The following is a 22,402-nucleotide window of genomic DNA, read 5'->3' on the forward strand; positions in this document are numbered from 1 at the left end:
TTCATGAGCACCCCGTCCATTCCCTTCGCGATACGAACCCCGATCGTCCTTGCACCCGCCATGGCGGCCATGGCCTGCTCGGGCTCCCCGGCCGCCGAACCCAAGCGCGATTTGAGCGAGGTCGTCATCGCCGATCCCTCCACCTGCGTGGATCCGCGCGATCACGGCGCCGTCCCGAACGACGGATTGGACGATCGCGCGGCGCTGCAAGCCGCCATCGATCTCGCCAAGGTCTCGGGGAGACCCGTCTGCCTCGCGCCCGGCCGATTCGATATTCAAATGAACCCCGGCGCCGGAAATCAAAACATCGAATCGCTTCGCATCTGGAACACCGACGGCTTCACCATGGTCGGCGCGGGCTCACGCTCGGTGCTCGCCTTCAAGGGATCCGGCATTTCCCCCGGGACCACCGTGCCGCGCGATTGGTGGCTCCTCGGCCTGCGCGGCGCCCGAAACACGCACCTCGGCCACTTCGAAATCGACGGGGCCGCCCGCTTCGACACCGACGAGCAAACGCACGCCATCCAGCTCACCCACTTGCCCGCGGGCTTCGACGGCAATCCATCGCCCATCTCGACCCGAGGAACGACCCTCGAACACGTGGACTTCTTCGACCCGCACCTGCCGAGGCCCGCCGGCTCGGTGCCCTGCGGCGAGGCGCCCGCCGGCCAAATGTGCCAGCGCCCAAACCATGGCGGCACGCCCATTCTCTGCGCGCAGATCCCGGGGTATTCGCGCTGCTCCGTCACGAACGGCCCCGCGGCCAGCACCTGGACCTTGCTCGGCTTCTTTGGCGGCGGCGACTGCGTCCGGCTCGCGGCCGAGGAGACCCTGGGCGTCCGCGTGGCCGACACCACGGTGGAGGGCAGCCGCGCCACCTGCGATCGCTCCTTCGTGGCCTTGCAGCGCGGCGTCGACGGGTATCGGGTGGTGAACAACACGGTCGATGCCGTGGACGACACCGCCGTGGACGAAGAGCCCACCGGCGAGGGCACCGCCCGTCGCGCGTACATCGTTGGAAATACCTTTCATCGCGGCGGCGGACGCAAGGCCGGCATCCTGCTCACCATGTCCGGCAACACCGAAGACAGCACCGAGAACGTGATCAGCGGCAACCTGCTCGACGGATCCATCTCCGCCTACAATACCTCCAATACCATCTTCGCGTTCAATACCATCACCATCGCCGAGGACAATACGACCAACATCCAGCTGATCAAGCGCGGCTCGGGAAATCGCATTTTTGGCAACACCCTCGTTCGCGAGGCCACGGCTGCAGCGGGCAATGCCATCTTGGTGCGCCTCCACAACAGCGGATTCCCCAGCGACGTGATCATCTCGGACAACGTGATCCGGATGCGGTCCGACGGAAACGCCATTCAGGCCGAGCCCGCCGTGGGGCTGGTGGTCGACGGCAATATCATCGAGGGCTCGGGCCCCACGGCCGACACCTTCAGCGCCTTCGTCACGCGCGGCAGCGAATCGGTGGGCACCGGGTCGCAGCGGATCACATTTACGGGCAATCAGGTGCGGGGCCGATTTCGAAGGATGTTCATCGAGGGGCAGTTCATGACGCAGGTCAATCACGCGACCGTCATCACGGGGAACATCTTCGAGCCGGCGACCACGGGGAGCACCATCTCCGGCGTGGTGTTCGAGAGCGGCTGCCCCACGCCGGCCCCCATCGTCGACGGCAACGTCTTTCGCGGATTGCCCGCGGCCCGCCATGTCGAAGGCGCCTGCGGGGCGGGCTGGATCGGTCAAAATAGCGGCCCGTAGCGGGCGAAAGCGGCCGCCGAGGCTTCTCTCGACCCTCGCGCCGCCCTACCATGGTCGGTTCCCACCGTTCCGATTGGAGGAGGCGTCATGAAATTGGAGTTCCACCGCGGCCGATTGTTCGATCACGTCCACCTGCGGGTCAAAGACCTCGACGCGAGCGTGCGCTTCTATCGCGCGGTGCTGGCCTCCCTCGGGCGCGAGCTGCACGAGATCGCGCCGGGGGCCTTTGCCTCCGACGAGCTGTTCATCACGGCGGCCGATGGGGCCTCGTCGAACATTCATTTGGCGTTTCAGACCAACGGCCGCGATGACGTGGACCGCTTCTACCAAGCGGCCATCGCGGCCGGCGGGCGTGACAATGGAAAGCCGGGCGAGCGTTTTTACCACCCGGGCTACTATGGCGCGTTCGTCCTCGATCCCGACGGCTGCAACATCGAAGCCGTCTACCACGGCCCCGCCGAGCGCTCCGTGCCCTCCGTGGTCTTAACGGCCGAGGTCCCTGCGCCCGCAAAAAAGCCGTAGCGCGCCGGCCGCTTTGCGTGCAGGCCTGACCATTCCGTGGCGCGCGCGGCCCGTGCAGCACCTCGGCAGCACGCGCCGCGTCTCCTCGACGTGATTATGGCGCCCATGGAGGCGCCACGTTCCAGAAGATATCGACGTCGAAGAGGTCCGGATTGTCCCAAGCATTGGGACCGCCGTAGCGCGCGGCCCAGAGCTCGGAGTCGAAGTGGCGAATGAAATGCCCCTTCATGTTGTACGACTCCAGGGTGACCCCCGGCCCGGCGACGGAGGCCTGCGCGCAGAATGTCGCGTCGAGGTCGAAGAGTACCGTGCCGTCGCGCGCGTCCTTGAAGATGCGAAAGTTCTTGTGCCGCAGGTAGTGGCCTGGAAAATTTCGCGACTCGAGCGAATAACACGTTGGATTGGCCAGCCCGCGAACGATGCGGAACGTCGCATCGCCCTTGAGCAGCGCGCTGCTTCCGGGGTCGACCACCTCGGTCAATCCGAGCCCATTCTGATGGCGCGCATACCGATTCGTAAATCCCGTGGTCATGACGCGAAGCGATTGGAGCGCGCCGGCCGGGAGATCGGCCGAGCTCCGCCACCAGGGATCGGCCACGTTCCAGCTCGCGTCGGGCGCGAAGCTCGCGGGTGCGTCCCACGGGTTCGGGCCTCCGCTCTTGGCGATGAAGAGCTCCGCGTTGAAATGGCGAAGGAAGTGCCCCGCTCGATTGTACGACTCGAGCGATACCCCCGCGCCCGATAGCCCGGGCACGGCGCAGAACGTCGCGTCGGCATCGAACAGCGCGGTGCCGTCGCGAGCTTCCTCGTACGTGCGGAAATCGCGGTGGCGCAAATAGTGGCCTGGATAATTGCGTGATTCGAACGAGTAACAGCCGGCCCGCCCTTGGCCGGCATCGTTGCTCGCCCGTTGGGCGAGCCCGCGCACGACCTCGAAGGTCGCGTCCTTCTTCGCGAGGTCGTCGCTCGCCGCGGAGACGATCTCCGTCACGAGCCGTCCCTCCCGGTGGCGAATGTACCGATCGGTCAACCCCGATGTCGTCACCTGGAACGACTGGTGTTGGCCGAGCCGGAGCCCGCCCGGGCCAACGGGCTCGTTGCGCTCCCGCGAGGACTCGATCAGCGCCTCGTGCGCGCCGCGCATGCGCGCCGCGTCGACCTTCACCACGCGCCGATCGTACGTAACCGCGCCGTTGACCTCATTTTCGACGTCGGTGATCTCCGTATAGATGGCCGCCGAGAGCCCGGCGGTCTTCATCAACGATTCGGTCATTTGAACGAGCCCCGCGTAGCGCGCGTCGAGCGCCGCGGCGGTGGGCTGCATTTCGTAGCTGAAACCGTTGCCGGGGCTCCACTCGTGATCGGGGACGCGCAGCCCCAGGCCGCCGAACTCGCCCAGCACCGCCGCGCGCGTGGGCGAGGGCCGCGGCGAGGAGGGGCCGACGTACGTATGCCAATCGGCCAGATCGCCATTGCCGCCGTCGACCGAGCCGCAGCAGTTGATGCCGCTCATATTGTCCACCAGCCGGCTCGGATCCCACGCTTTGACCAGGTTCGCGAGGCGCGCTTGGTCGTATTGTCCCCAGCCTTCGTTTTGGAGCACCCAGACGACCACCGCCGGCGAGCTGCGATGCTCGTCCACCAGCTCCCGCAGCTCCGCCTCGAACTGGCGCTTGGCCGGATCGGAGGGCGGCCTCGTATCCATGGATGGCATGTCTTGCCAGACCAAGAGGCCCAATTTGTCGGCCCAATAGAACCAGCGCGGGGGCTCCACTTTGATGTGTTTGCGGATGACGTTGTAGCCGAGATCCTTGTGCATCTGAATGTCGAACTTCATCGCCTCGTCGGTCGGCGCCGTATAGATCCCATCGGGCCAATAGCCTTGATCGAGCGTGCCGATTTGAAAGACGAACCTCCCGTTGAGCACCGGGCGCAGCGCGCCCCCCACCGAGGCGAGGGCGATGGTCCTCATTCCGAAGTAGCTCGTCACCCGATCGACGGGCGTCTCGCCGTCCATCAACGATACCGTCACATCGTAGAGAAAGGGGCGCTCGGGCGACCACGATTTGGCGTTGGCGATGGGAATGCGGAGCTCCGTATCCACGGTACCGCGTGCGCGCGCGACCTCGGCGCCGCCGTCGCGGACGACCGCCTCCACGGTGCTCGCGCCGGAGCCGGCCCCGCGCACGGTGAGCCGGAGCGCCTGCCGGTTGGACTCGGGGACCATATCGAGCCGGGTGATGTGCGCCGCGGCGGTGGGCTCCAGCCACACCGTTTGCCAGATGCCCGACGACGCGGTGTAGAAGATCCCGTTGGGGGCGTTGCGCTGTTTGCCAATCGGCTGCCCGCCCGCGTCCGTGGGATCGTACACGCCGACGATCAGCTCGTTTTCGCCCGCGCGCAGCCGGTCCGTGATATCGAACGAGAAAGCGTCATAGCCACCCTCGTGCGCGCCGGCCTGCACGCCATTGACGTACACGGTGGCTTGCCAGTCGACCGCATCGAAATTCAGCTGGACCCGCCGCCCGCTCCAATTCGATGGAACGGTGAAGGTGCGCCGGTACCACATTCGGTCCTCGTGCCGCGCAATCCCCGACAGCGCCGACTCGATGGGGTAGGGGACCAACACGCGCTCGCTCAAATCGCGCCCGAACGGGGGCGCCTCGCCCGAGCTCGCGCGCGCAAATTGCCATTCGCCGTTCAGGTTCTGCCAATCGCTGCGGACCAATTGCGGGCGGGGGTACTCGGGCCGCGCGTTGTCGGGCGAGACCTCCGAGGTCCACGGCGTCGTCAAGGGAGGTGCCTTCGCCACCACGCTCCCAGCCCCGAGCCGGCTCTCTTGGCCGCCCTGCGGAGAAGACGGAGAAGACGGAGAAGACGCGCCGTCGTCGGCGCAGCTTGCGGCGCCGACGAGCGCCAGAACGACGGGGACCCACGGGCGAGCTGCAATGGAGCGACGATGAAATCGGATCATGTACATCCTCCCGAGCGGCGCGGAGACCCATCGCACCGCGCGATGGGCCGATTCGTAGCCCATCACGGAGCGTGATGGGTCACGTTCAAAGAAACACGGCAATCAGGGAACGTCGCCCGGCTCGTAGAGCGGGCGAATATCCAATTCGAGCGTGCCGCCCAGGATGGCGGCGTAGCGTTTGCTCTGGACGACGACGTCGTCGATCGACGGTAGCCGCAGGATGGAGAAGCCGCCAATGAGCTCCTTCGACTCGGAGAAGGGCCCATCCATCACGTGCAGCTCGTTGCGGGCGAAGAGGAGCCGCTTGCCCTTGGCGCTGGGCTGCAACGTCTCCGACGAGAGCAGCACGCCCGCCTCCGTCATTTCCTTCGCGAGCTTCGTCAGACCCGCTCTGCGCGCGGCGCTGGGGCTCTCGCCCGCCTCCGACGTCCCGTCGGCCTTGTGGAGCATCAGCACGCGCAGCGGCGCGTTCTCCGGCTTGGGGATGAGGCCGAGATCCCACGGTTCGTTCACCGGGCCGAGCTCGATCTCGCCGTCGCCGAGCACCTCGGCGTAGCGTCGGGCCCACGCGAGGGCCTCGTCGCGCGAGCGCACCTTGAGCACGGAGAACGACGCAATCAGCTCGTTCACCCCCGCGTAGGGACCGTGCTTCACCGTGCACGCGCCCCCGCGAAAGGTGACCCGCGTGCGCGTGGCGCTGCCGCCGAGACCCGCGCCATCGACGAACGCGCCGGCCTTGACGTGCTCGCCGATGAACTTGCCCATGCTCTCGATGAGCTCTCGGCTCGGGCGTCCTCCGGCCTCGGTGTGCGGATCGTTCTTGTGCATCATCATGAAGCGCATCGTCATTTCTCCCATCGTTGCGGCAGTCGCATGCGAATCGAGGTTTCGTTGCCCATTCCCGAGTTCGCTCCCGCAGCTTATCCAAACTCGGAAGAGGTTTGCAGAAAAGTGAGCAGGCCGCGCCCGGCAGGCGCTTCGCGCGATGTCCGAACGAAGGCGCAACGAAATACCATTGCGAGTATCACACACACGCCGTTTGCACGACGCGCCTCCCCGATGAAAGCTTCGGGATGGATCCTTTTCGGAACGAGCACGAAGCCTCCCGCGAGCGCATTGCGCAACTGGAGCGAGAAAAGGAAGAACTCGAGCTTCGCAATCGCGAGCTCGAACGCCAGCTGCATCAAAAGCGCGCGGCTTCCCATCCGCTCCGCCCTGCGCGGCTCGCGATCTTCCTCGCCATCGGGTCGGGCGTCCTCGCCATGGCGGCCATCGTCCTCGGCGTCGGGCGCCGCGCGTGCATCGACTTGGGCGACGATCTCTCCGCCATCCGCGGGGTCATGATCGCGCCGCGCCCCGGGCAGGCGCCCGCCAACCGCGCACCCAGCCCCTACCTCGACAAAGTTCCGGTCCCGTTCGAGCCGCCGAAGCTCCCCGACGCCTCCACCTGCGTCTGCGCCCAAGGCGATCCGCTGTGCGGCTGCCTGTAGCCGCGCATCGGGTACATGATTCCGTGACGACCTGATTGGGTCATGACGTTTTGCAGGGGGCCCAGCTCGGCTCGCGCCGGGGTGGGGTCATCGGTTACGGCTTGGGATCCCGCCGATCACGGGGCTCGAGCTTCGGCGGGCGGGTGCCTTGCCGGGTGGCGCCTCGAACGGGAATGTAGGAGAGCTCGGTCCCCGACTCCACGCATCGGAGCATCAAGCCGCCGCGGCTCATGTCCCCGCGCCCAATGAAGTCCTTGGGAAAGAAGAGGCGATCGCCGAGCACCTCCAGCAGCGGCTCGACGTACTTCACGTTGGCGACGCTCCCCAAGAGGACGATCTCGTCGTCGGGACCGACGGCGTCGGCCATCATCTTCGCGTCGCGCATCAGGGGTCTGCGGAAGGCCTCGCGCCGGTGGTGAATGTCGATTTGCGAGAACTCGTCGAGGTGCTCGAGGCACACGCGCATGTCCGCCGGAACGAGCCCCCGGCTGGGGGTGATGACCAAGACGCCTGTCCCGAGGGTCGGGTTCGGATTGGGCGGACGCGCGAAGCGCTGCGCGTAGGCGAGCTTGCCGCGAAAGTAGAGGCTCGACACGAAGCGGTAGACGTGCCCGATCGGGATCCCTTCGGAGGTGCGCAGGCCCGCGGCGATGGGGGAGGAGGCGCGGGGATCGAAGAGCAGCGCGCCGCGCTTCCCGTCGAGCCGGGCGGGGGACAAGAGAAAGATCCGCGACGGAGCCATGCGTCCAAAGAATGACGCCTGTACCAGCGGAAAACCAGCCTCGAAATCGTAGCTACGGGATTGGCGATGGCGCTCATCGGACGTTCGCCGCATGACCCGTACGACACGGGCGTGAGTCGAGGTGGCATCGAAACCCGAAAACCAATTCGGATGCACGAGAGGCGGAGGCGCTGGTCGTACGGACCACGCGCGGGTTGGTTCGTGGCAAATACGATCGAGGGGCCCTGCCTATTTGGGTATCCCCTTCGCCAAACCGCCGATGACATCATCGTCCGAGCAGCTTCTGGGCACCCGCACGCGCTCGTACTGGACGCACCGGGTTCCAATGGCCCCATCGAGCGGTTTACGGTGACGCGGTAAGTTTCTTCAGTCTATCGAACGATCGGATTTGTGCGAGGCACACGCCGCGACGATCGTCTACCGCAGGACTGCACGGAGATGGCATGGAGAAGCGCCCATGCCAAGCGGTCCAAATGTGACACGCGCATTGTGCGCGCGCATTGGGGGTACGTGGGGGGATACGTCTCCGGCGATACCCCAATGTGACGCGCGAGCGCGGCCACGTGAAAGAGTCGGCGCGGCACGAAGCATGCGAAAAGGCAGACGCCCGCGTAGCGTCCCCGTTTCGTCTTCGCCCGCCTTCGCCGCCTTCGCCTTCTTCGCCGCGCGCATACGACGCATTGCGTGCTCGAATGCCGCAGACGCATGCGCAGATGTATGTGCCTACATAAATGTCGTTGGGTCGACAATCATCGTTGATTGTTTAAGAGTTATGCAATAGTCAGAGTGTCCCTTCCTTTGAGGGAAGCCACCTGCGGTATGGGCATGGCGTGCGTCCGCGAAAAGCGCGGCCGGAGCGCGGGCTGCGGGTCCATTTGCACGAGTAAGTGCGTCGCAAAACAACCTGTCGGTGAATCCGAGAGGCTACGCGTGTCTCCTCGTCGGATCGCCGCACACATCGCATCGGGAAACTGGAAAGGGGCTTGAATCATGAACCTCAGCAAAGCGAACTACGCAAAGAGCTTCATTGGTTTGGTGGCGATGATCGCGATCGGTGCAGGCTGCAGTGCAGAGTCCGAGGCCACGGAGTCGGCCAGCCCGGAGGCCGTGAACCAAGAGATCGTGAGCAACCTCGTCAAGGCGGGGTTCCCGGCCGACGACATCATGGAGGTCGACGGCAAGGTCTATGTCGGACGTGACGCAGAGGTCAGCCTCGCGGCGTCGCGCGAGATGTTGCAATCCGACAGCTCCGAGTCCAAGGAGCAGTATCGGACGACGAACCTCGTCGGTAGCAATGTGCGCGTGATCTGCGTGAACGGCTCGGCGTTCACCGGCTCGTTCAGCACGGCGCTCGACAACTCCATCGCAAACTACAACAACCTGGGCCTCACCTTCAGCCTGAGGCGCACCACGGGCAGCACCAGCGGCTGCAACGCGACCATCACCGGCCGGCTCACCTCCGGCTCGGCGGGCGGCAGCTCCGGGTTCCCGTCGGGCGGCTTGCCGTTCAACACGATCAACATCGCCTCGTCCACGTCCCAGTACGGGACGGCCGTGCTCACGCACGTCATCACGCACGAGATCGGTCACACGATCGGCTTCCGCCACACCGACTACTTCAATCGCAGCATCAGCTGCGGCAGCGGTGGCAACGAGGGCTCCTCGGGCGTCGGCGCCATCCACATCTCCGGCACGCCGACCGGCGCCACCGCGGGCGGCTCGCTCATGAACTCGTGTTTCCGCAGCAGCGAGTCGGGCCGCTTCTTGGGCGCCGACGTCACCGCGCTGCAGACGATCTACTGATCAGGGCTCGGCCGTACCATCGCCATCGCGTGACCCCATGCCCCTCAGGGTCTCCATTCTCGCAGCCGCGGCGTGTCTGAGCGCCGCGGCGTGCGGGAGCACGTCGGCCTCCTCGGAGCCCATCGCCGAATCGCGTTGCGCCCAACTCCGAAGCTCCGCGCTCGCGTCCCTGGCGACGTCGTCGTCAGGCGAGCCCGGTCTTCGCACGCAATCGCAGTGCGGTTCGACGCTCGATCTCACCCCGATCAACGCGTATCGGGGTGAGATGGCCGCCGTGCAGGAGCGCGAAGACGCCGTGGTCTTGTTCAACGGCTGCACGGGGACGTTGATCGCCGCGCAAGCCGGCCCGGTGGTCATCACCGCGGGCCACTGCGTCCGTCTCGGCGATCGGCTGGTCCTGGCCTTCAACGTCGAAGCCAACGCCGACGGCGACACGCTCGTCACCGAAGGCACCGTCCTCGAGCGCTCCGACAAGCCGGACTATGCGCTCATCAAGCCCGATAACCTCCCGGCCATCACGCCGAACCGACTGACGCGAGCTCCCACCGATCGGCTCGCGATCATCCAGCATGCCCGCGGCGGTCCCAAGACCGTGGCCGAGGGGCAGCTCGCGGGCGAATGCCATGGGATGCTCTTCTACACCGATCTCGACACCCTGGCGGGGAGCTCGGGCGCCGGTGTGCTCACGCGTTCCGGTTACGTGTTTGGTGTGCACACAGACGGCGATTGTGCCCAGGACGGCAGCGGCTCCAATTATGGTTGGACGGCGGCGAGCATCGTCCAAGCTTCGGACTATTTGCAAGACGCCGACATCGCCGACCGCTGATCGCGGGTCGCCGCATGGCCCAGCCGCCGCATTTGCCGAGCCGCCGATCGCGAGCGCGCGGCTACAAGCTGCCCACCCATTGCGTGACGTCGTAGCGATCGGTGGTCCACTTCGAGACCATGATGTGGAGGTTGCCGAAGCCGGCCCGCGAGCGAGGGTGGATGAACCCTCCATAGAGATATGGCTCCTGGGACCAGTGCACTTGAAGGGACTCGCCCGACCATGGTTTGTCGGGCCCCGTCGCGGTTCGGGTGACGATGGAAGGGCCGCCTGGAAAGTCCACATTCAAGTAGGCCATGGCCCACGTCCGGTCGTCGAGCCGCCGCACGGAGGGCTCGCCGAATCGGCCCTCGAGGATGGGGGTGCAAGGGCGTCCCCAAGCCCAAGTCTTCCGATCGAAATCGTACCCCCAGCCGATGTACGCGTCGCGATCGAGGATCTGCGTCCAGTGGACCTTCTGCAGCATCATCGGCCCGAACTGCCTTCCCGCGCGGACGCTGAAGACATAGATCCAATCGCCGTCGCGCGCGAACGTTTGCATTTGGAACGGATCGTCGTTCGCGCCGTTGTTCTCCCAGTGGGTGCCGGTGCGGACGAAGTCGTTGCCGTTGTCGGAGAACGCGAGCCCGGCGTAGTTCGTTTTCCAGCCTTGCCCCGGCGGGCCCGGGTGCTCGTTGTCGTACCAGGTGTTGATCGACATGTACGAGATGATCTGCCGGTTGTCCGGCAGGCTCACGCCATCGTTTGGAATGACGGTGAACTCGGCGCCCAGGGCGCGGCTCGTATCGTGCGCGTTGAAGACGACTTCCGGAGCGCGCCCATCGCCCCAAACCTTGGCCGCGCTGTCGAACCGGATGCCATCGGGGGCCCAGGGATCGTCGTTCGACCGGAGCATGACCGGCGAGCGCCACGCGGTGTCGCCGGGCGAGCTCGGGAAAGGCGTCCGAAACGTGTCGCCGAAGAGATAACCAATCGAGCCATTCTCGAGCCGATAGGGGATCCCCAGATCGGTGCCCGCCACCTCCCACCGCCGCGCCGTGTCCAAGTCGGCGCCGGTCACCCGCTTCTTGACGATGGCCGGGAGGTTCAGGGCGTCCGCCGAAACGCTCTCTTCGACGGTGCGCTCGGTCGTGCAGCTCACCAGCGCCGCCCCGCCGAGCAAGACCGATACGGCGATGCCCCCGAGCCTGCCGCTGCGAGGGTTCGATATCCAATTCACGGGGTCCTTCATCGTGCCCTCCTTTCCGTGAGGAAGAAGTGAAGCGATCGCTCGATCGTCTTCGATGGGTCGTTCGTTCTACCATGCCGCCGGCTGGCGCCAGGCGACATATACATTATGTATACCTGTTGGAGCGACGGCGCAAGCCGCACGTCCGAGGTCATCGACCTTCTGAGCCGCCCATGAATCAGCGTCCCGGCCCCACGACGAAGGCGAGCGCCGAGGGGATGCGCTTCGCCCAATGTTTTCCGTTGTGCTCTTTGCCCGGCTCGCGCACGGGGGTGACCAAGGCCATGAGCGTCTTGCCCTCGACATAGCCGGCGTCGGCGTACGCTTGGAAGAGGTCCTCGTTGGTCACCACCATCATGTCCTTGATGTCGGTGTCGGGGTAAACCTCGCCGCCGCCGATGTCGGCGTACACTTTCAACGTTTGATTGGGGCCGGTCTTCGCGCTTCGAACCATGCGCGCGGCCACGCGCTCGTCCCAGAACGCCGACGCCGACAGGGACACGATTCCCCCGAAAACATCGCCGCGCGTGACACCCGCGTAGACGGACATGAGCCCTCCGAGCGAGGCACCGCCGATGAACGTGCTCTCGCGCGCGGGGCGCGTTCGAAGCTCGCGGTCGACCAGCGGCTTGAGCTCGTTCACCAGCATCGAAACGAACTTGGGGCCATCGCCGCTCTTGCGCACGCTGCCCGTGGGGTCGACCGCTTTGGTGGGGGTGAGCTCCAAATTGCGATCTTCCATGGGATCCAGGATGCACGGCGAGATGGGGCTCACGATGCCCACGACGATGGACTCCGCGATGGCGCCGGATTCGGCGGCCGCGTCCATGGCTTCGTCGACCAACATATCGCCCATCACGGTCGTGCCCAGGATCGAATTGCCGAAGACAATCTGGCTATCCATCATATAAATGACGGGAAAGCGCGCGGTGGGGTTCTCCTCGTAGCTCGGGGGTAGGTAAACCTCGATCGGCCGCCCCATCCCGCCGGGCTGCGGGTGCACCTTCGATTTGAAATGGGGCCAGCGGGTGCTCACCCGCCCGCGCTTCTCGAAAAAGTGCGGATAGATATCGAGCGTCTGCCCGGCCCGAACCGTGTAATGCGGGCCGCGCGCCGGTACGTCGCCCAGCATGGGTTTGACGCTCAGCGCACCGGAGACGTCCGCGAACGAAAATTCCCGGGTATCGTTATCGCGATCGGTGGTCGCGACCGGCGCTCGATCGGTTGTGAGGGTGAGGGTGTGCGCGGCGGCCGGGTAGTGCACACGAACGGTCGTCCGAGCTGCCTGCAATGGGTTGGAAGCGGCTTGGGTATCGGCCGGCGATGCCGCGTCGTCGGCCGCCGAGGAGCAGCCGACGAGCATCGTGAGCAGCGCGGCCGGGAGCAGTCGCATGAAACGCATGTTTGGAATTTCCTTCGCGCAATGGATTTCGTGGTCCACCCGCGGCGACGCGCGCAAGACCGCGGGCACATCTCCTATGGCCGGCCGCCGTGCCGATTGAAGTATGAAATGATTGAAATCGGGAGATCTCCTCCCGCATGAGCAGGAATGAATTGGTATACAACGTGTTTACAATTATCCGATGCGATGGATGCGCGCGATATCCTCGGCGCCCCAGCCGTACTTGTACGGCTCGTTGCCGCGCAGGAAGTCGAAGAGGGTATGGCCGCCTTCGATGGCGCGCTCCAGCGCATGCGCAAAGGCGAGGGTCCCCGGTCCGAGGTGCGCGCGCGCCGGATCGAAGCCGGTCGCATAGCATCGCGACGCGGTCCGATCGTGAAACGTGTAAAGGACGCCCGAGAGCGCACCGCCGATGTGCACGCCCGAGAGAACGAGCGCGCCGCGGCGGAGGAGCTCGGGGCCCGCCTCCCGATGGAAGGCGCGGATCCGCGGATCGCGGAGCATCCCGCCGCCGTGCTCGCGCCACCGCTCGCCATGGAGCTCGGCGAGCCTCTGGAACCATGTGTCGAACGTCCCCGGTGTGGCATCGATGATGTCCAGCCCGCCCTCGCGCGCGGCTCGGTTTCGCGCATTGCGCACGCTGGCCCATTTGCGCGACGAGAGCGTATCGCGGAGACTCTTCGCCTGAAGGCGTATTCCGGGGCAAACGTCTTGCTCGTCGATGCGAAGGCGCCGCTCCGGCGCGTTTGGCGCGCGTGCGATCTCGAGCAGCAGCGAGCCCGAAGGCACCTCGCTCCACGCGCATCGATCCCACCCCTGCGCATCGTCGAGCCAAGCCGCCAGCGCGCGCGCCACCGTGTCCCGCTCGCCCGAGGCCGCGAGCACGTCGGCGTAATCGGATATCCCGGCGCCCATGAGCGAGAGCACGCGGGCCCCGCCCTCGTTCCACACGAAGAACGGCGCGAGGCCCACGAGCCGCCCGCCCTGTCGGATCGCAAGGACGCGGGGCTCCCCCTGGAGCAAGTGCTTGCACCAAGGCAGAAGCCACTCGGGCCGCTGGAAGACGGTTGCATCCGGCGCGCGCGCCCAGAGATCCTCCCACTCCGCCTTCAATGCGTGAAGCTCGGCCATTTCAGCGAGCACGGTCGTTCGGACCGAATGCCGTTGACGCGATGTGCGCGGTGCGCGCGTGCCATGCCGCGATCGCACGGGCGCGCCGTCCCGCGCGAGCCTTCGATAGAGCGCGAGGTAGCGCGAGCACGTGGTGGCGAGCGCAAATCGTTCGGCGGCCCGGCGGCAGTCGGCGGGCTGGAGGCTTGGCGCGCGGCCCATCGCGTCCACCATCTCGGGTAGATTGCGCACCAGGAATCCCGTTTGGCCGTGCGCAATGATCTCCGGCAGCGCGCCGTTGGGAAACGCGATCACGGGGGTGCCGCACGCCAGCGCTTCCATGGTCACCAGCGAGCTCGTCTCGGGGACCATGCTGGGCACCAGCAGGCACGAGGCGCCCGCCAGCAGCTCGCGCTTGCCATCCATCGCCACGGGGCCGATGAACTGCCGCTGTCCATCGAGCCGGGGACGAATCTCGTCTTCGAAATAGCGCACATGCTCCGGAAACGGGAATACATCGCCCGCGACGAGCAAGCTCGCACCGGCGCGATGGGCGGCGTCGAGCGCCACATGCGTGCCCTTTTCGGGGCAGATGCGGCCGAGCATCAGGGCGTATCCGTCGGATGGGAGCGGCGGGGCGTGGAGGCTTCGCGGGGATCGTGCGTCTTGCTCGTCCCCGTCGGGATGAAAGCGCAGGAGGTCCACGCCGTTGGGCACGTCGTCGAGCAGGGTGGAGCAGGGCGGACACCTTCGACGCTGCGAGCGCGAGACGCAGTTCAGATACGTGTGCGGCCGCCTTCCCGCAAAGACCTCCGGTGGATACCACTCCGGCGGAAGGTGCAACGTGGCCAGGACCGGCGCCGGCTCCCGCGGCAAATACGTGTGGAAGTCCACCCCGTGCATATGCACCACGTCGACGCGCTCCTCGGCCACGATGCGATCGATCGCGGCGCGATAACGCGCCTGAATCTCGGCCTGCCGCTCCGGGATCAGCGCGCCGTGCACCCGCGGCACCTCGAAGAGCTGCCCCTCCGTCTTCGAGCCCTCGCACGCCAGCACCAACGATCGATACCCGGCGCGCGCGGCCGCTTTTTCGACCGCGCTGGCGATCTGCTCGGCGCCGCCCACGGCGTCGGGCGTGACCGGCGCAAACGGATAGGCCACGTTCAATACGGTGAGCATGCGGGGTGAGCGCGTGTCGCGCGCGCAGCAACGGCGCCGCGCAGGGCGGCCCAGTGATCGTGGAGAACGCGTTCGGCGGAGCGTCCGTCGACCGTCCACCCGAGCTTCTTGGTGTTCACGCCGCAAAAGTGTGCACCGCATGCGCCGAGGCGCGGCAGATGCGGCGGAAAAGGTGAGCAGATGGTCACGTCGCGAAGCGGAACGACGTGCGTGGGCGCGCCGGAGCCGATGGCGGCGACCTGCAGCCCTTGCTCATCGAGCTCCGATGCGAGCTTGCCCGGCCATTGCGCCAGCACACGCTGCATCGCCTGCTCCAAATCGAACCCCGGCGGCAAGCCCCGGATCCCGAGGTTGCGAGGCTCGTTGCCACACTGCGGCGCGAAGCGACCGAAGCATGCGCGCACGTCCTCCGCGAGCAAGCACGATCCCTCGTCACGAAGCCAGCTGGCGATGGCCGCGGGCAAGCTCCACAAGATGACGTCGTTGTCGAGCGAGAGCTCGTGCCGATCGGGAAAGGCCCGAACGGGGGCCAGCTTCCATGCGACCCCTTCGGCGAACCCGTCGTCCAGATGCGCCGCGAGCCACCTTGGAACCTCGTGGGTCGCCGAGCGCCATGCAACGAGCCCCGTCACGGGACCGCATCGTCTGCGCGCCTCCGCCGTGGCGAGGGTATTGACGTACACCACGCGCTCCGCATCGGGAAAAACACGATGCGCGCCCTCGATGGACCAGCGCAACGCCTCGAACCCCGCGTCGCTGACGTCGCCGATCGTCCATCGTATGCCAAGCCTCCGCGTCGATCGTTCCATCGGGCCGTCCGACTGCAAAGCGCGATCCGCCGCCAGCGCACACGAGCCTGCCCTCGGCCGATCCCGGCGAACGCCGCCGCGCGGGCGCCCTGGTTCCACGCCCCATTTCGTAGGCGACGAGCCTTCGAGGACCGTCCTTGTACGATGATGCTGCGCAGGCGGAGAAGGCCATGGCGGGATTTCTTTCCGCACGAAACCAAATGGCGTCGTCCGGCCGAGACAGCAGTTTGGCAATCACGATAAGGGGCTGTCCTCCCCGGAGCCTTACGGATGTGCCTTCACGAGCTGGCACGAGCTGGAAGGGGCTCGCGCGTCATCTCGGTCCTCGCAATAACGCATTGCACGGAACACGATGGCCAAACGATGTCAATCCTGCACCGTCTTTGGCATTTGCACGTCACGCACAAATCGTGTCGCGATTGGCGCCATGACCGCACGCGGGTTTGAATACCCGCGCACCGGCCTCGGCACGTCTCCATCTCCATCTCCATCTCCATCTTCGCACGTCGCACGCACGTCGCCGTCGCTCCACGCGTCAATCGCGCCAGACGCGGCCATGACCCCGGAGGAACAATCCCTTCCATGACGGAACCATACGTTCCGCGTGCATCGTTCCAAATAAATCGAAAATATTCAATTCGTCGATGGATCGATCCCCTGTCCGAGACGTCCAGATACCGGCATGTGCGTTGCTCGCTGAGCTACCCATCGCACGCAACGTCAAACCCGATGTCACGGGGTGACAAAGCGCCACGCGTCTCCTTCGATCGACGTCTGCGCAGCCAAATCCAGGCTGAGGATGAGCGCGATGGCGACCCTGATCGAATGGATCATGGTGCGGAAAAACGCGAAAAATACGACCAACGCGAAGAACGCGAAGAGCACGACCAGCGCGAAGAGCACGACCAGCGCGAACGCGAAAAACATGAACAGCGTGAAGAGCCCAAAGAACACGAAGTACACGAAGAACATGGGATTCGACTGCGGATTGTAGCCGCCGTGTGTGTTGTCAAATAGATAACAATTGGTGCCGTTTCGATGTTCGCACTGATGTGCAAAGACCATTTTTGTACGAACGATTGAGGTGCTGGAGCATCGGTCGCAGATGCTTTCGAACATAGTATTTGGGGGGGATGTAACGTTAATTTTAATGGGCCGTCGAATTAAAGATTTTAAATGGCGGCAACCCTTGCCTTAAAAGATGCGTGTGATACCAGAGTGCACGTCAGAAATGTGCTCACCGCAGCGTGACGCACGGCGGGCCTGCATGCGCCCGATGACAACCGCGTCCGATAACAAACCAAAAATCGGCGAAATCCACGCGATTTCGATAAATGGGAGACTTCGTGCAATGCATACGGACCTGAAGTTCGTGCAAAAGACGATGACCGCACCCCGACGCGTAGGTCGAGGCCAATTCCACGGGGTGGATGCCCCATGACACACTTCGAACGTCGCCTTCGTGAGCAGGTCGACTCGAAGTACCGAAGAGAGCCGACCGCGGACAATCCACTCTGGCGCCTGGTGAACGATCGTCTTCCGATCGAAGAGTGCCGAATATTTTACGTAGGACTTCGGGACAGCCTCGCGGTGTTCAATCGCGTGCTTTTGGGCAGGCTGCTCGAGGAGAGCCCGAGCGAAGGGGCGCGAAGCAAGCTGCTTCCCGTCATTTCCGTGGAGTTTGGGCCCCCGGTGGAGGCTGCACATCCCGCCATTTTCAATCGCTTCTTGCGCGCGCTGGGGGTATCCGCGTCCGATACGCACGAGAGCTCCGATCTTCTCGCGCTGTCCAGCGCATGCGCGCCCGAGATTGCAGCCCTTCGCAAGATGTCGTGGTGCGAGCTTCTGGCGCGGCTCCTCGTCGGCGAGACCCAAGGACCCGTGGTATTTCCCGTGATCCTCGAGGCATTGAGGCGCAATTACGGTCTCCGTTCGTCCGATGTTTCCTACTTCTCGATCCATGCAACCCACGACAAGAAGGACACCGAGATCCTCTTCGACCTTCTTGCCACCTCGGTGAAATCGCAGGCCGACGAGGACGCGGTCGCTCGAATCGTCGATACGGCATTCGACAGCGGCCGCTACGCCGTCACCGGGTGCCTCCTGGAGGCGAAGCCGCGCTATCGCTTCGCGGACTATTCCTCGAGCACGACCCGTACGAAGGGCACGGATTGGGCATCGCCCGTCTCGCTCGTCACATCGGCGTCTCTTGTCTCGCTTGCCTCGCTTGCCTCGCCCGCAAAGGACGACGAGCAGGATCCGGAGCTCGACGCGGCCCTCGAACGTATGGCCGACGATGCGAGCCAGGCCCCTATCCGCAGGGTTTTGCATCTCCTGCGAACGACCTTGCGGCAGCGGTTGTCGGAGGATTCGTTCCACGTTCGCTTTACGCAAATCGGGTTCGCACGCGAGATGCTCGAACGGATGCGCCGTGCGGTGCACGCGTGGGAGTTCGTCATGGCACCGCGCCTTCTGCAAATATGCCCCGATCTCGACGCGCGCGTGCTCGTTTGGCAGGCCGCGCACGCGAGCTATGGCTCCAAACGAACCGAGGGCCCTGCGGCCAATCTGCTCGACGATCTGCTGTCGACCCTGGGCAGTGAATCCAGCCGCGTTCAACGCGAGCCGGTCTCCAGGTCGGAGCTTCTCCAGTGGTCGCTCCCGGAGCTCATTGCGCGGGGTCTGGTGGCGGACAATCTCATTGCGCTCGAGTGCCTGCCGGTGATTCGTCGGGCGCTCCTTGCGGCGCCGTTCGGTCCTGGCGAATCCGATTTGCACGGGAGCTACTTCCACCGAGCCCTGCGCGACGCGGCCTTGGGTCTCGAGATTGGCATCGACCTGCTCGCACGCTATGCGCCTGCGGGCATGGCCGACGAACTGGTGGTGGGCGCCTTCCAACGCGCGCTCGATGCATCGCCCTACACCGCGCTCGTCGAGCGAGCGCACCCCCCTCACACTTGGAGCAAGTTGGATGTCACGACAACTACCGCATGAGTTCGAGCTCGACCTGCGTCGTGCATGCGATGACGCGTACCTGCGCCCCAGCCCCCTCGAAAACCCCATGCGCAAGCTGGTCGAGGGCCGACTTCCCTTGGCGGAGGCCCGCCAGTTTTGGCTCGGGCGATGGAATCGCGTGTTGGTCTTGAATCAACACATCCTCCCCGCGCTGCTTCGAACCTGCCCGGATCTTCGGAGTCGCGCCAATTTGTGGCGCAGCGTCTCCGTGGAGTACGGTGAAGGATCGTACGAGCGCTCGCACCCCGTCCTCTATGCCCGATTCCTCGAAGCCTTGGGCTTGCCCGAGGACGCGCACCCTTCGGTGCTCCCGAGCGATGCCGAGACGCACAGGCTGGTGCTCGCCGCGGAGACGGCGAGCTGGCTCGAGCTGCTCGGCGCCTTTCTTGCGCGCGAGACGGTCGGACCAAAGGTCTTTGGCGTCATCTCCCAGGCGCTGCGCGCATCGTACGGTCTGACGGACGCCGATGTGGAATGGTTCTCCGTTCACGCCGAAGGGGATGTGGACGACGCCAACGACATCTTCGATCTGGCAAGGCACTTTGGCACGAGCGTCGATGCTCGGGAGCGCATTCGAGGGGCGATGCACGCATGGTTCGATGCCAATCGCGAATACTGCTGCGCGCTCGGGCCGGTCTCCCTTCGCTACGCGGATTCCCTTCGCTGCGCGGATTCCCTTCGCTGCGCGGATTCCCTTCGCTGCGCGGGCTCGGGCGGAGACCTCCCGGCAAAGGTAAGCGGGAAAGGAGGAGCCAATGCCCTCCAGTGACCGGTTTTACGAGTACTGCATGCGATGCCAAAGGCGGTATCCTTCCGAGGGTTTTCGCACGCGATGCGATGCCTGCTCGGGCGCCATCGATGTGGCGTACGATCTTCGAAAGGTCGCCATCTACGCGAATGAATCGAGCCCGATCCTTCGCTACCGGGATCTCATCCCGGTTGCGGACCCATCGCACTGCATCTCGGTGGGAGCGGGCAACACGCCGTGCGTTCATGCCCGCCAACTCGGGAAACAGCTCGGGCTGCCCAATTTGTTCCTCAAGGACGAGACGAAGAACCCCACGGGCACCGTCAAGGATCGGCCTGCGGAGGTGGTGCTCTCGTACTTGAAAGAGCGAAACGTTTGGCACTTCACCTCGTCGGCCACCGGAAACAGCTCGACGGCCTTCGCCCGGGCGTGCATCTTGAACCCACCTTTCGAGCATAGCATTTTCATCGGTGAGCGCTGGCTCGATCGCCTCACATTCGATTCGAACCGGCGCATTCACGTTTGGGTCCTCGAGGGAAACGACGTAACCACCAAGGAGGCCATTGCCTTCTCCCGCAAGTGGGAGTGCGAAAACAACGTGCCGTCCGAGGGCGGGTTCTTCAACATCGGGCGCCGCGAGGGCCTGAAGCTCACCTACCTCGAGGCCGTCGATCAGCTCGAGACCCCATTCGACTGGTATGTCCAAGGCGTGTCCACGGCCATGGGCGCGTACGGCACGTACAAAGGGGCTTTGCAGTACCGCGAGCTCGGCAGGGTCGATCGCATTCCCAAGATGGCGCTCGTGCAGGAATCGACGTGCGCTCCGCAAGTCCACGCATGGCTCGAGGGCTCGAACACCATCTTGCCGCGCCATATCATCAAGAACCCCGACGGCATCGCCGACGCGCTGCTCAAAGGCGATCACTCCGATACGTATCCGTACGTGTACGAAATGTTGTCGCGCACGGGTGGAAGCTTCGTATCCGTCACGGCGGAGGAAATCCGCGCTGCGCGCCGGGCCATCTTCGAGTGCGAGAACATCTCGGTATGCCACGCGGCCTCGACCACCATCGCGGGCATCCGCAAGCTGGTGGAGCGCGGCGAGATGTCACGCGACGATCGCATTTTGGTGGCGCTCACCGGCAGCGACCGAAATCCCGAGCACCACGTCACCACGTACACGCGGGTCGTTCGCACCAAGGATGGATGGGCGCCCGCCTCCCCGAGCACCAATGGAGGGATGCATGCGAGCAGTTTGGTCTGACACGGACGACGTGATCCCCGAGACCCGCGTTCGAGCCGAAGGGATCCACTTCCAGAAGGTGGATACCGTACCGGAAATATGGCGCCCCTTCATGGAGGCGCTGGACTACCCGAAGTTCCACGAGAGCACGCTCTCGCCCGAGGTGCCCGACTTCGAGGCGCGCACGCAAAAGGTCATCCGGGAGCACTGCCATGAGCAGCCCGAGGTGCGTTTTTGCTTGGAGGGCGAGGGCGTCTTCGAGATTCGCTCCACCGACGATCGCTTCATGAAATGCACGGTGGAGCCCGGCGATCTTTTGATCATCCCGGCCCGTCGCTACCATCGCTTCTACCTGACCGAACGCGCCTACATTCGCCATTTGATGTTCAGCAAAGTACGCGGCGCCGACGGTCAGGTGGTCCCACAGTACCGCGCACCCAAGGATCCGATCCCTCCGACCCGCTACGAAGAATACACCCGCTACGCCGAGCTCCTGGCGCTGCTGCCACCGGCCGACGAGCGCATCGTCCCCGATCAGCTCCTCTTCTTCGTTCCGCACCTGACCACCGCCTTGTGGCTCGAGGTGCTGCTCGACGATGTCGCGCGCGCGGTCGCGGCCATGCATGGCGACCGGCTCGCCGAAGCCGGCGATCGGGTGGCCCGCGCGGTGATGGTCGAGAAGCTCCTGGTCGCCCAATTGGAGCTCAGCGAGCGAATCACACCGAAGGATTTTGCGGTGCTGCGCCAAAAAGCCTATGCCGGAAACGGCGCCGACTCCCCCGGCTTCCGTCGCCTGTTGGAGGTGGGAAAGAGCCTTGCGCCCGCGGTCGAGAGGATCTGCGCGCGGCGAGGGGTGGATATCGTCACCGTCTTACGGGAGCCGTCCGCGCATTACGACGTGCACGTATTGTTGCGGAGCATCTTCGAGCTCGACGGCTGGATACGAACATGGCGCTATGCGCACTTTCGCTTGGCCGAGCGGCAATTGGGCCCCGAGGCCCTATCCAAGCAGGGCCGGCCCGTCGCTGCGCTGCTCGAGGGGGCGGAGTTTCGCATCGTGCCCGAGCTTTGGTCGGCCGTGACCAAGTTTACCGAGGAGATGAGCTATGGCCTGGATTGATTGGGAGAACGTGCCCGAGGAGATCATCGTGGAGGGGGTTCGCCGGAAGATGGTCAGCTCCGAGAACATGACCATCGTGCTTTGGTTCTGGGACAAGGGCGTCGATCTGCCGGCGCATACGCATCCGCACGAACAATTTTACTATCTGGTCTCGGGCAAGGCGATCTTCGAGTCGGCGGGGCATAAGCGCCTCCTCGACCAGCCGGGGTCGTCGTGGATGGTGCACGGCAACGTCCCCCATTCCACGACGTACTTGGAAGACTCCGTCACCATGGACATCTTCAGCCCTCCGCGCAAGGACATGATGGCCGGCGTCGATCCCTACATCCGCAAGGCGACGAAGAAGCCGCTTTAGGTCCTTCATCGGTTCCATCTGATTCAATCGATTCAATCGGTTCACATAGCCCGA

At 64.9% G+C, this 22,402-nt stretch carries 17 protein-coding genes and 1 pseudogene; 10 read left to right on the forward strand and 8 right to left on the reverse strand.

Annotated elements, in window-relative coordinates; translation table 11 throughout:
- Positions 1 to 3 precede the first annotated feature (3 nt).
- Together LZC94_13545 and LZC94_13550 are read left to right on the forward strand one after the other, a co-directional pair.
- A complete protein-coding gene (locus LZC94_13545; GenBank protein ID WXB18274.1) occupies positions 4 to 1,779 on the forward strand; it encodes a hypothetical protein in 1,776 nt (591 codons plus the stop codon).
- 87 nt (positions 1,780 to 1,866) lie between these two features.
- Positions 1,867 to 2,301 (forward strand): VOC family protein, encoded by a 435-nt coding sequence (locus tag LZC94_13550; protein WXB18275.1) that lies wholly within the window; start codon positions 1,867 to 1,869, stop codon positions 2,299 to 2,301.
- 94 nt (positions 2,302 to 2,395) lie between these two features.
- Here the strand turns inward: LZC94_13550 and LZC94_13555 are convergent, their stop codons facing one another.
- Positions 2,396 to 5,275: an AbfB domain-containing protein gene (locus LZC94_13555; GenBank protein ID WXB18276.1), complete on the reverse strand. Its 2,880-nt coding sequence runs from the start codon at positions 5,273 to 5,275 to the stop codon at positions 2,396 to 2,398.
- A 102-nt stretch (positions 5,276 to 5,377) separates the two neighbouring features.
- Complete coding sequence (locus LZC94_13560; GenBank protein WXB18277.1) at positions 5,378 to 6,124, reverse strand: YciI family protein; 747 nt, start codon at positions 6,122 to 6,124, stop codon at positions 5,378 to 5,380.
- A 224-nt stretch (positions 6,125 to 6,348) separates the two neighbouring features.
- Here LZC94_13560 and LZC94_13565 point away from each other — a divergent pair, with 224 nt between their 5' ends.
- The gene (locus tag LZC94_13565; GenBank protein WXB18278.1) at positions 6,349 to 6,765 is read left to right on the forward strand and encodes a hypothetical protein; all 417 of its coding nucleotides are present in this window, start codon (positions 6,349 to 6,351) and stop codon (positions 6,763 to 6,765) included.
- A 94-nt stretch (positions 6,766 to 6,859) separates the two neighbouring features.
- Here the strand turns inward: LZC94_13565 and LZC94_13570 are convergent, their stop codons facing one another.
- On the reverse strand, positions 6,860 to 7,483 hold the full coding sequence (locus LZC94_13570) for a hypothetical protein (protein ID WXB18279.1): 624 nt from the start codon (positions 7,481 to 7,483) through the stop codon (positions 6,860 to 6,862).
- Between the two features lie 1,140 nt (positions 7,484 to 8,623).
- Here LZC94_13570 and LZC94_13575 point away from each other — a divergent pair.
- Both LZC94_13575 and LZC94_13580 read left to right on the forward strand, forming a co-directional pair.
- A pseudogene (locus LZC94_13575) lies at positions 8,624 to 9,310 on the forward strand (zinc-dependent metalloprotease).
- 37 nt (positions 9,311 to 9,347) lie between these two features.
- Positions 9,348 to 10,136 (forward strand): serine protease, encoded by a 789-nt coding sequence (locus LZC94_13580; GenBank protein ID WXB18280.1) that lies wholly within the window; start codon positions 9,348 to 9,350, stop codon positions 10,134 to 10,136.
- 61 nt (positions 10,137 to 10,197) lie between these two features.
- Here the strand turns inward: LZC94_13580 and LZC94_13585 are convergent, their stop codons facing one another.
- The 5 genes from LZC94_13585 to LZC94_13605 form a co-directional block, all read right to left on the reverse strand.
- Positions 10,198 to 11,367: a DUF4185 domain-containing protein gene (locus LZC94_13585; GenBank protein WXB18281.1), complete on the reverse strand. Its 1,170-nt coding sequence runs from the start codon at positions 11,365 to 11,367 to the stop codon at positions 10,198 to 10,200.
- Between the two features lie 175 nt (positions 11,368 to 11,542).
- Positions 11,543 to 12,766, reverse strand: a complete 1,224-nt coding sequence (locus LZC94_13590; GenBank protein ID WXB18282.1) for a hypothetical protein — start codon at positions 12,764 to 12,766, stop codon at positions 11,543 to 11,545.
- Between the two features lie 174 nt (positions 12,767 to 12,940).
- Positions 12,941 to 15,058 carry a GNAT family N-acetyltransferase gene (locus tag LZC94_13595; protein ID WXB18283.1) on the reverse strand — a complete coding sequence of 706 codons (2,118 nt, stop codon included), beginning with the start codon at positions 15,056 to 15,058 and terminating at the stop codon, positions 12,941 to 12,943.
- On the reverse strand, positions 15,043 to 15,867 hold the full coding sequence (locus LZC94_13600; protein WXB18284.1) for a hypothetical protein: 825 nt from the start codon (positions 15,865 to 15,867) through the stop codon (positions 15,043 to 15,045). Before LZC94_13600 ends, LZC94_13595 begins: the two co-directional genes overlap by 16 nt.
- Positions 15,868 to 16,599: 732 nt before the next feature.
- A complete protein-coding gene (locus LZC94_13605; GenBank protein WXB18285.1) occupies positions 16,600 to 16,932 on the reverse strand; it encodes a hypothetical protein in 333 nt (110 codons plus the stop codon).
- A gap of 372 nt (positions 16,933 to 17,304) precedes the next feature.
- Here LZC94_13605 and LZC94_13610 point away from each other — a divergent pair, with 372 nt between their 5' ends.
- The 5 genes from LZC94_13610 to LZC94_13630 are packed head-to-tail and all read left to right on the forward strand — an operon-like array spanning position 17,305 to position 22,348.
- A complete protein-coding gene (locus tag LZC94_13610) occupies positions 17,305 to 18,861 on the forward strand; it encodes an iron-containing redox enzyme family protein (GenBank protein ID WXB18286.1) in 1,557 nt (518 codons plus the stop codon).
- A complete protein-coding gene (locus LZC94_13615) occupies positions 18,839 to 19,651 on the forward strand; it encodes an iron-containing redox enzyme family protein (protein WXB18287.1) in 813 nt (270 codons plus the stop codon). Before LZC94_13610 ends, LZC94_13615 begins: the two co-directional genes overlap by 23 nt.
- Complete coding sequence (locus tag LZC94_13620) at positions 19,638 to 20,894, forward strand: pyridoxal-phosphate dependent enzyme (GenBank protein ID WXB18288.1); 1,257 nt, start codon at positions 19,638 to 19,640, stop codon at positions 20,892 to 20,894. The genes LZC94_13615 and LZC94_13620 overlap by 14 nt, the downstream gene beginning before the upstream one ends.
- Complete coding sequence (locus LZC94_13625) at positions 20,875 to 21,993, forward strand: tryptophan 2,3-dioxygenase family protein (GenBank protein WXB18289.1); 1,119 nt, start codon at positions 20,875 to 20,877, stop codon at positions 21,991 to 21,993. Before LZC94_13620 ends, LZC94_13625 begins: the two co-directional genes overlap by 20 nt.
- Entirely contained in the window at positions 21,980 to 22,348 is a 369-nt protein-coding gene (locus LZC94_13630; GenBank protein ID WXB18290.1) for a cupin domain-containing protein, read from the forward strand. Before LZC94_13625 ends, LZC94_13630 begins: the two co-directional genes overlap by 14 nt.
- Positions 22,349 to 22,402: the final 54 nt, after the last annotated feature.

This window comes from Sorangiineae bacterium MSr11954, assembly GCA_037157815.1.
Taxonomy (GTDB): Bacteria; Myxococcota_A; Polyangia; order Polyangiales; family Polyangiaceae; genus Pendulispora; species Pendulispora albinea.

Excerpts from the sequence above, each read along its gene's own strand:
- LZC94_13600 (WXB18284.1), bottom strand. The coding sequence starts at position 15,867 with ATGGAACGATCGACGCGGAGGCTTGGCATACGATGGACGATCGGCGAC.
- LZC94_13550 (WXB18275.1), top strand. The coding sequence starts at position 1,867 with ATGAAATTGGAGTTCCACCGCGGCCGATTGTTCGATCACGTCCACCTG.
- LZC94_13605 (WXB18285.1), bottom strand. The coding sequence starts at position 16,932 with ATGGTCTTTGCACATCAGTGCGAACATCGAAACGGCACCAATTGTTAT.
- LZC94_13585 (WXB18281.1), bottom strand. The coding sequence starts at position 11,367 with ATGAAGGACCCCGTGAATTGGATATCGAACCCTCGCAGCGGCAGGCTC.
- LZC94_13615 (WXB18287.1), top strand. The coding sequence starts at position 18,839 with ATGTCACGACAACTACCGCATGAGTTCGAGCTCGACCTGCGTCGTGCA.
- LZC94_13595 (WXB18283.1), bottom strand. The coding sequence starts at position 15,058 with ATGCTCACCGTATTGAACGTGGCCTATCCGTTTGCGCCGGTCACGCCC.
- LZC94_13620 (WXB18288.1), top strand. The coding sequence starts at position 19,638 with ATGCCCTCCAGTGACCGGTTTTACGAGTACTGCATGCGATGCCAAAGG.
- LZC94_13565 (WXB18278.1), top strand. The coding sequence starts at position 6,349 with ATGGATCCTTTTCGGAACGAGCACGAAGCCTCCCGCGAGCGCATTGCG.
- LZC94_13560 (WXB18277.1), bottom strand. The coding sequence starts at position 6,124 with ATGACGATGCGCTTCATGATGATGCACAAGAACGATCCGCACACCGAG.
- LZC94_13625 (WXB18289.1), top strand. The coding sequence starts at position 20,875 with ATGCGAGCAGTTTGGTCTGACACGGACGACGTGATCCCCGAGACCCGC.
- LZC94_13590 (WXB18282.1), bottom strand. The coding sequence starts at position 12,766 with ATGCGTTTCATGCGACTGCTCCCGGCCGCGCTGCTCACGATGCTCGTC.
- LZC94_13545 (WXB18274.1), top strand. The coding sequence starts at position 4 with ATGAGCACCCCGTCCATTCCCTTCGCGATACGAACCCCGATCGTCCTT.
- LZC94_13630 (WXB18290.1), top strand. The coding sequence starts at position 21,980 with ATGGCCTGGATTGATTGGGAGAACGTGCCCGAGGAGATCATCGTGGAG.
- LZC94_13610 (WXB18286.1), top strand. The coding sequence starts at position 17,305 with ATGACACACTTCGAACGTCGCCTTCGTGAGCAGGTCGACTCGAAGTAC.
- LZC94_13580 (WXB18280.1), top strand. The coding sequence starts at position 9,348 with ATGCCCCTCAGGGTCTCCATTCTCGCAGCCGCGGCGTGTCTGAGCGCC.
- LZC94_13555 (WXB18276.1), bottom strand. The coding sequence starts at position 5,275 with ATGATCCGATTTCATCGTCGCTCCATTGCAGCTCGCCCGTGGGTCCCC.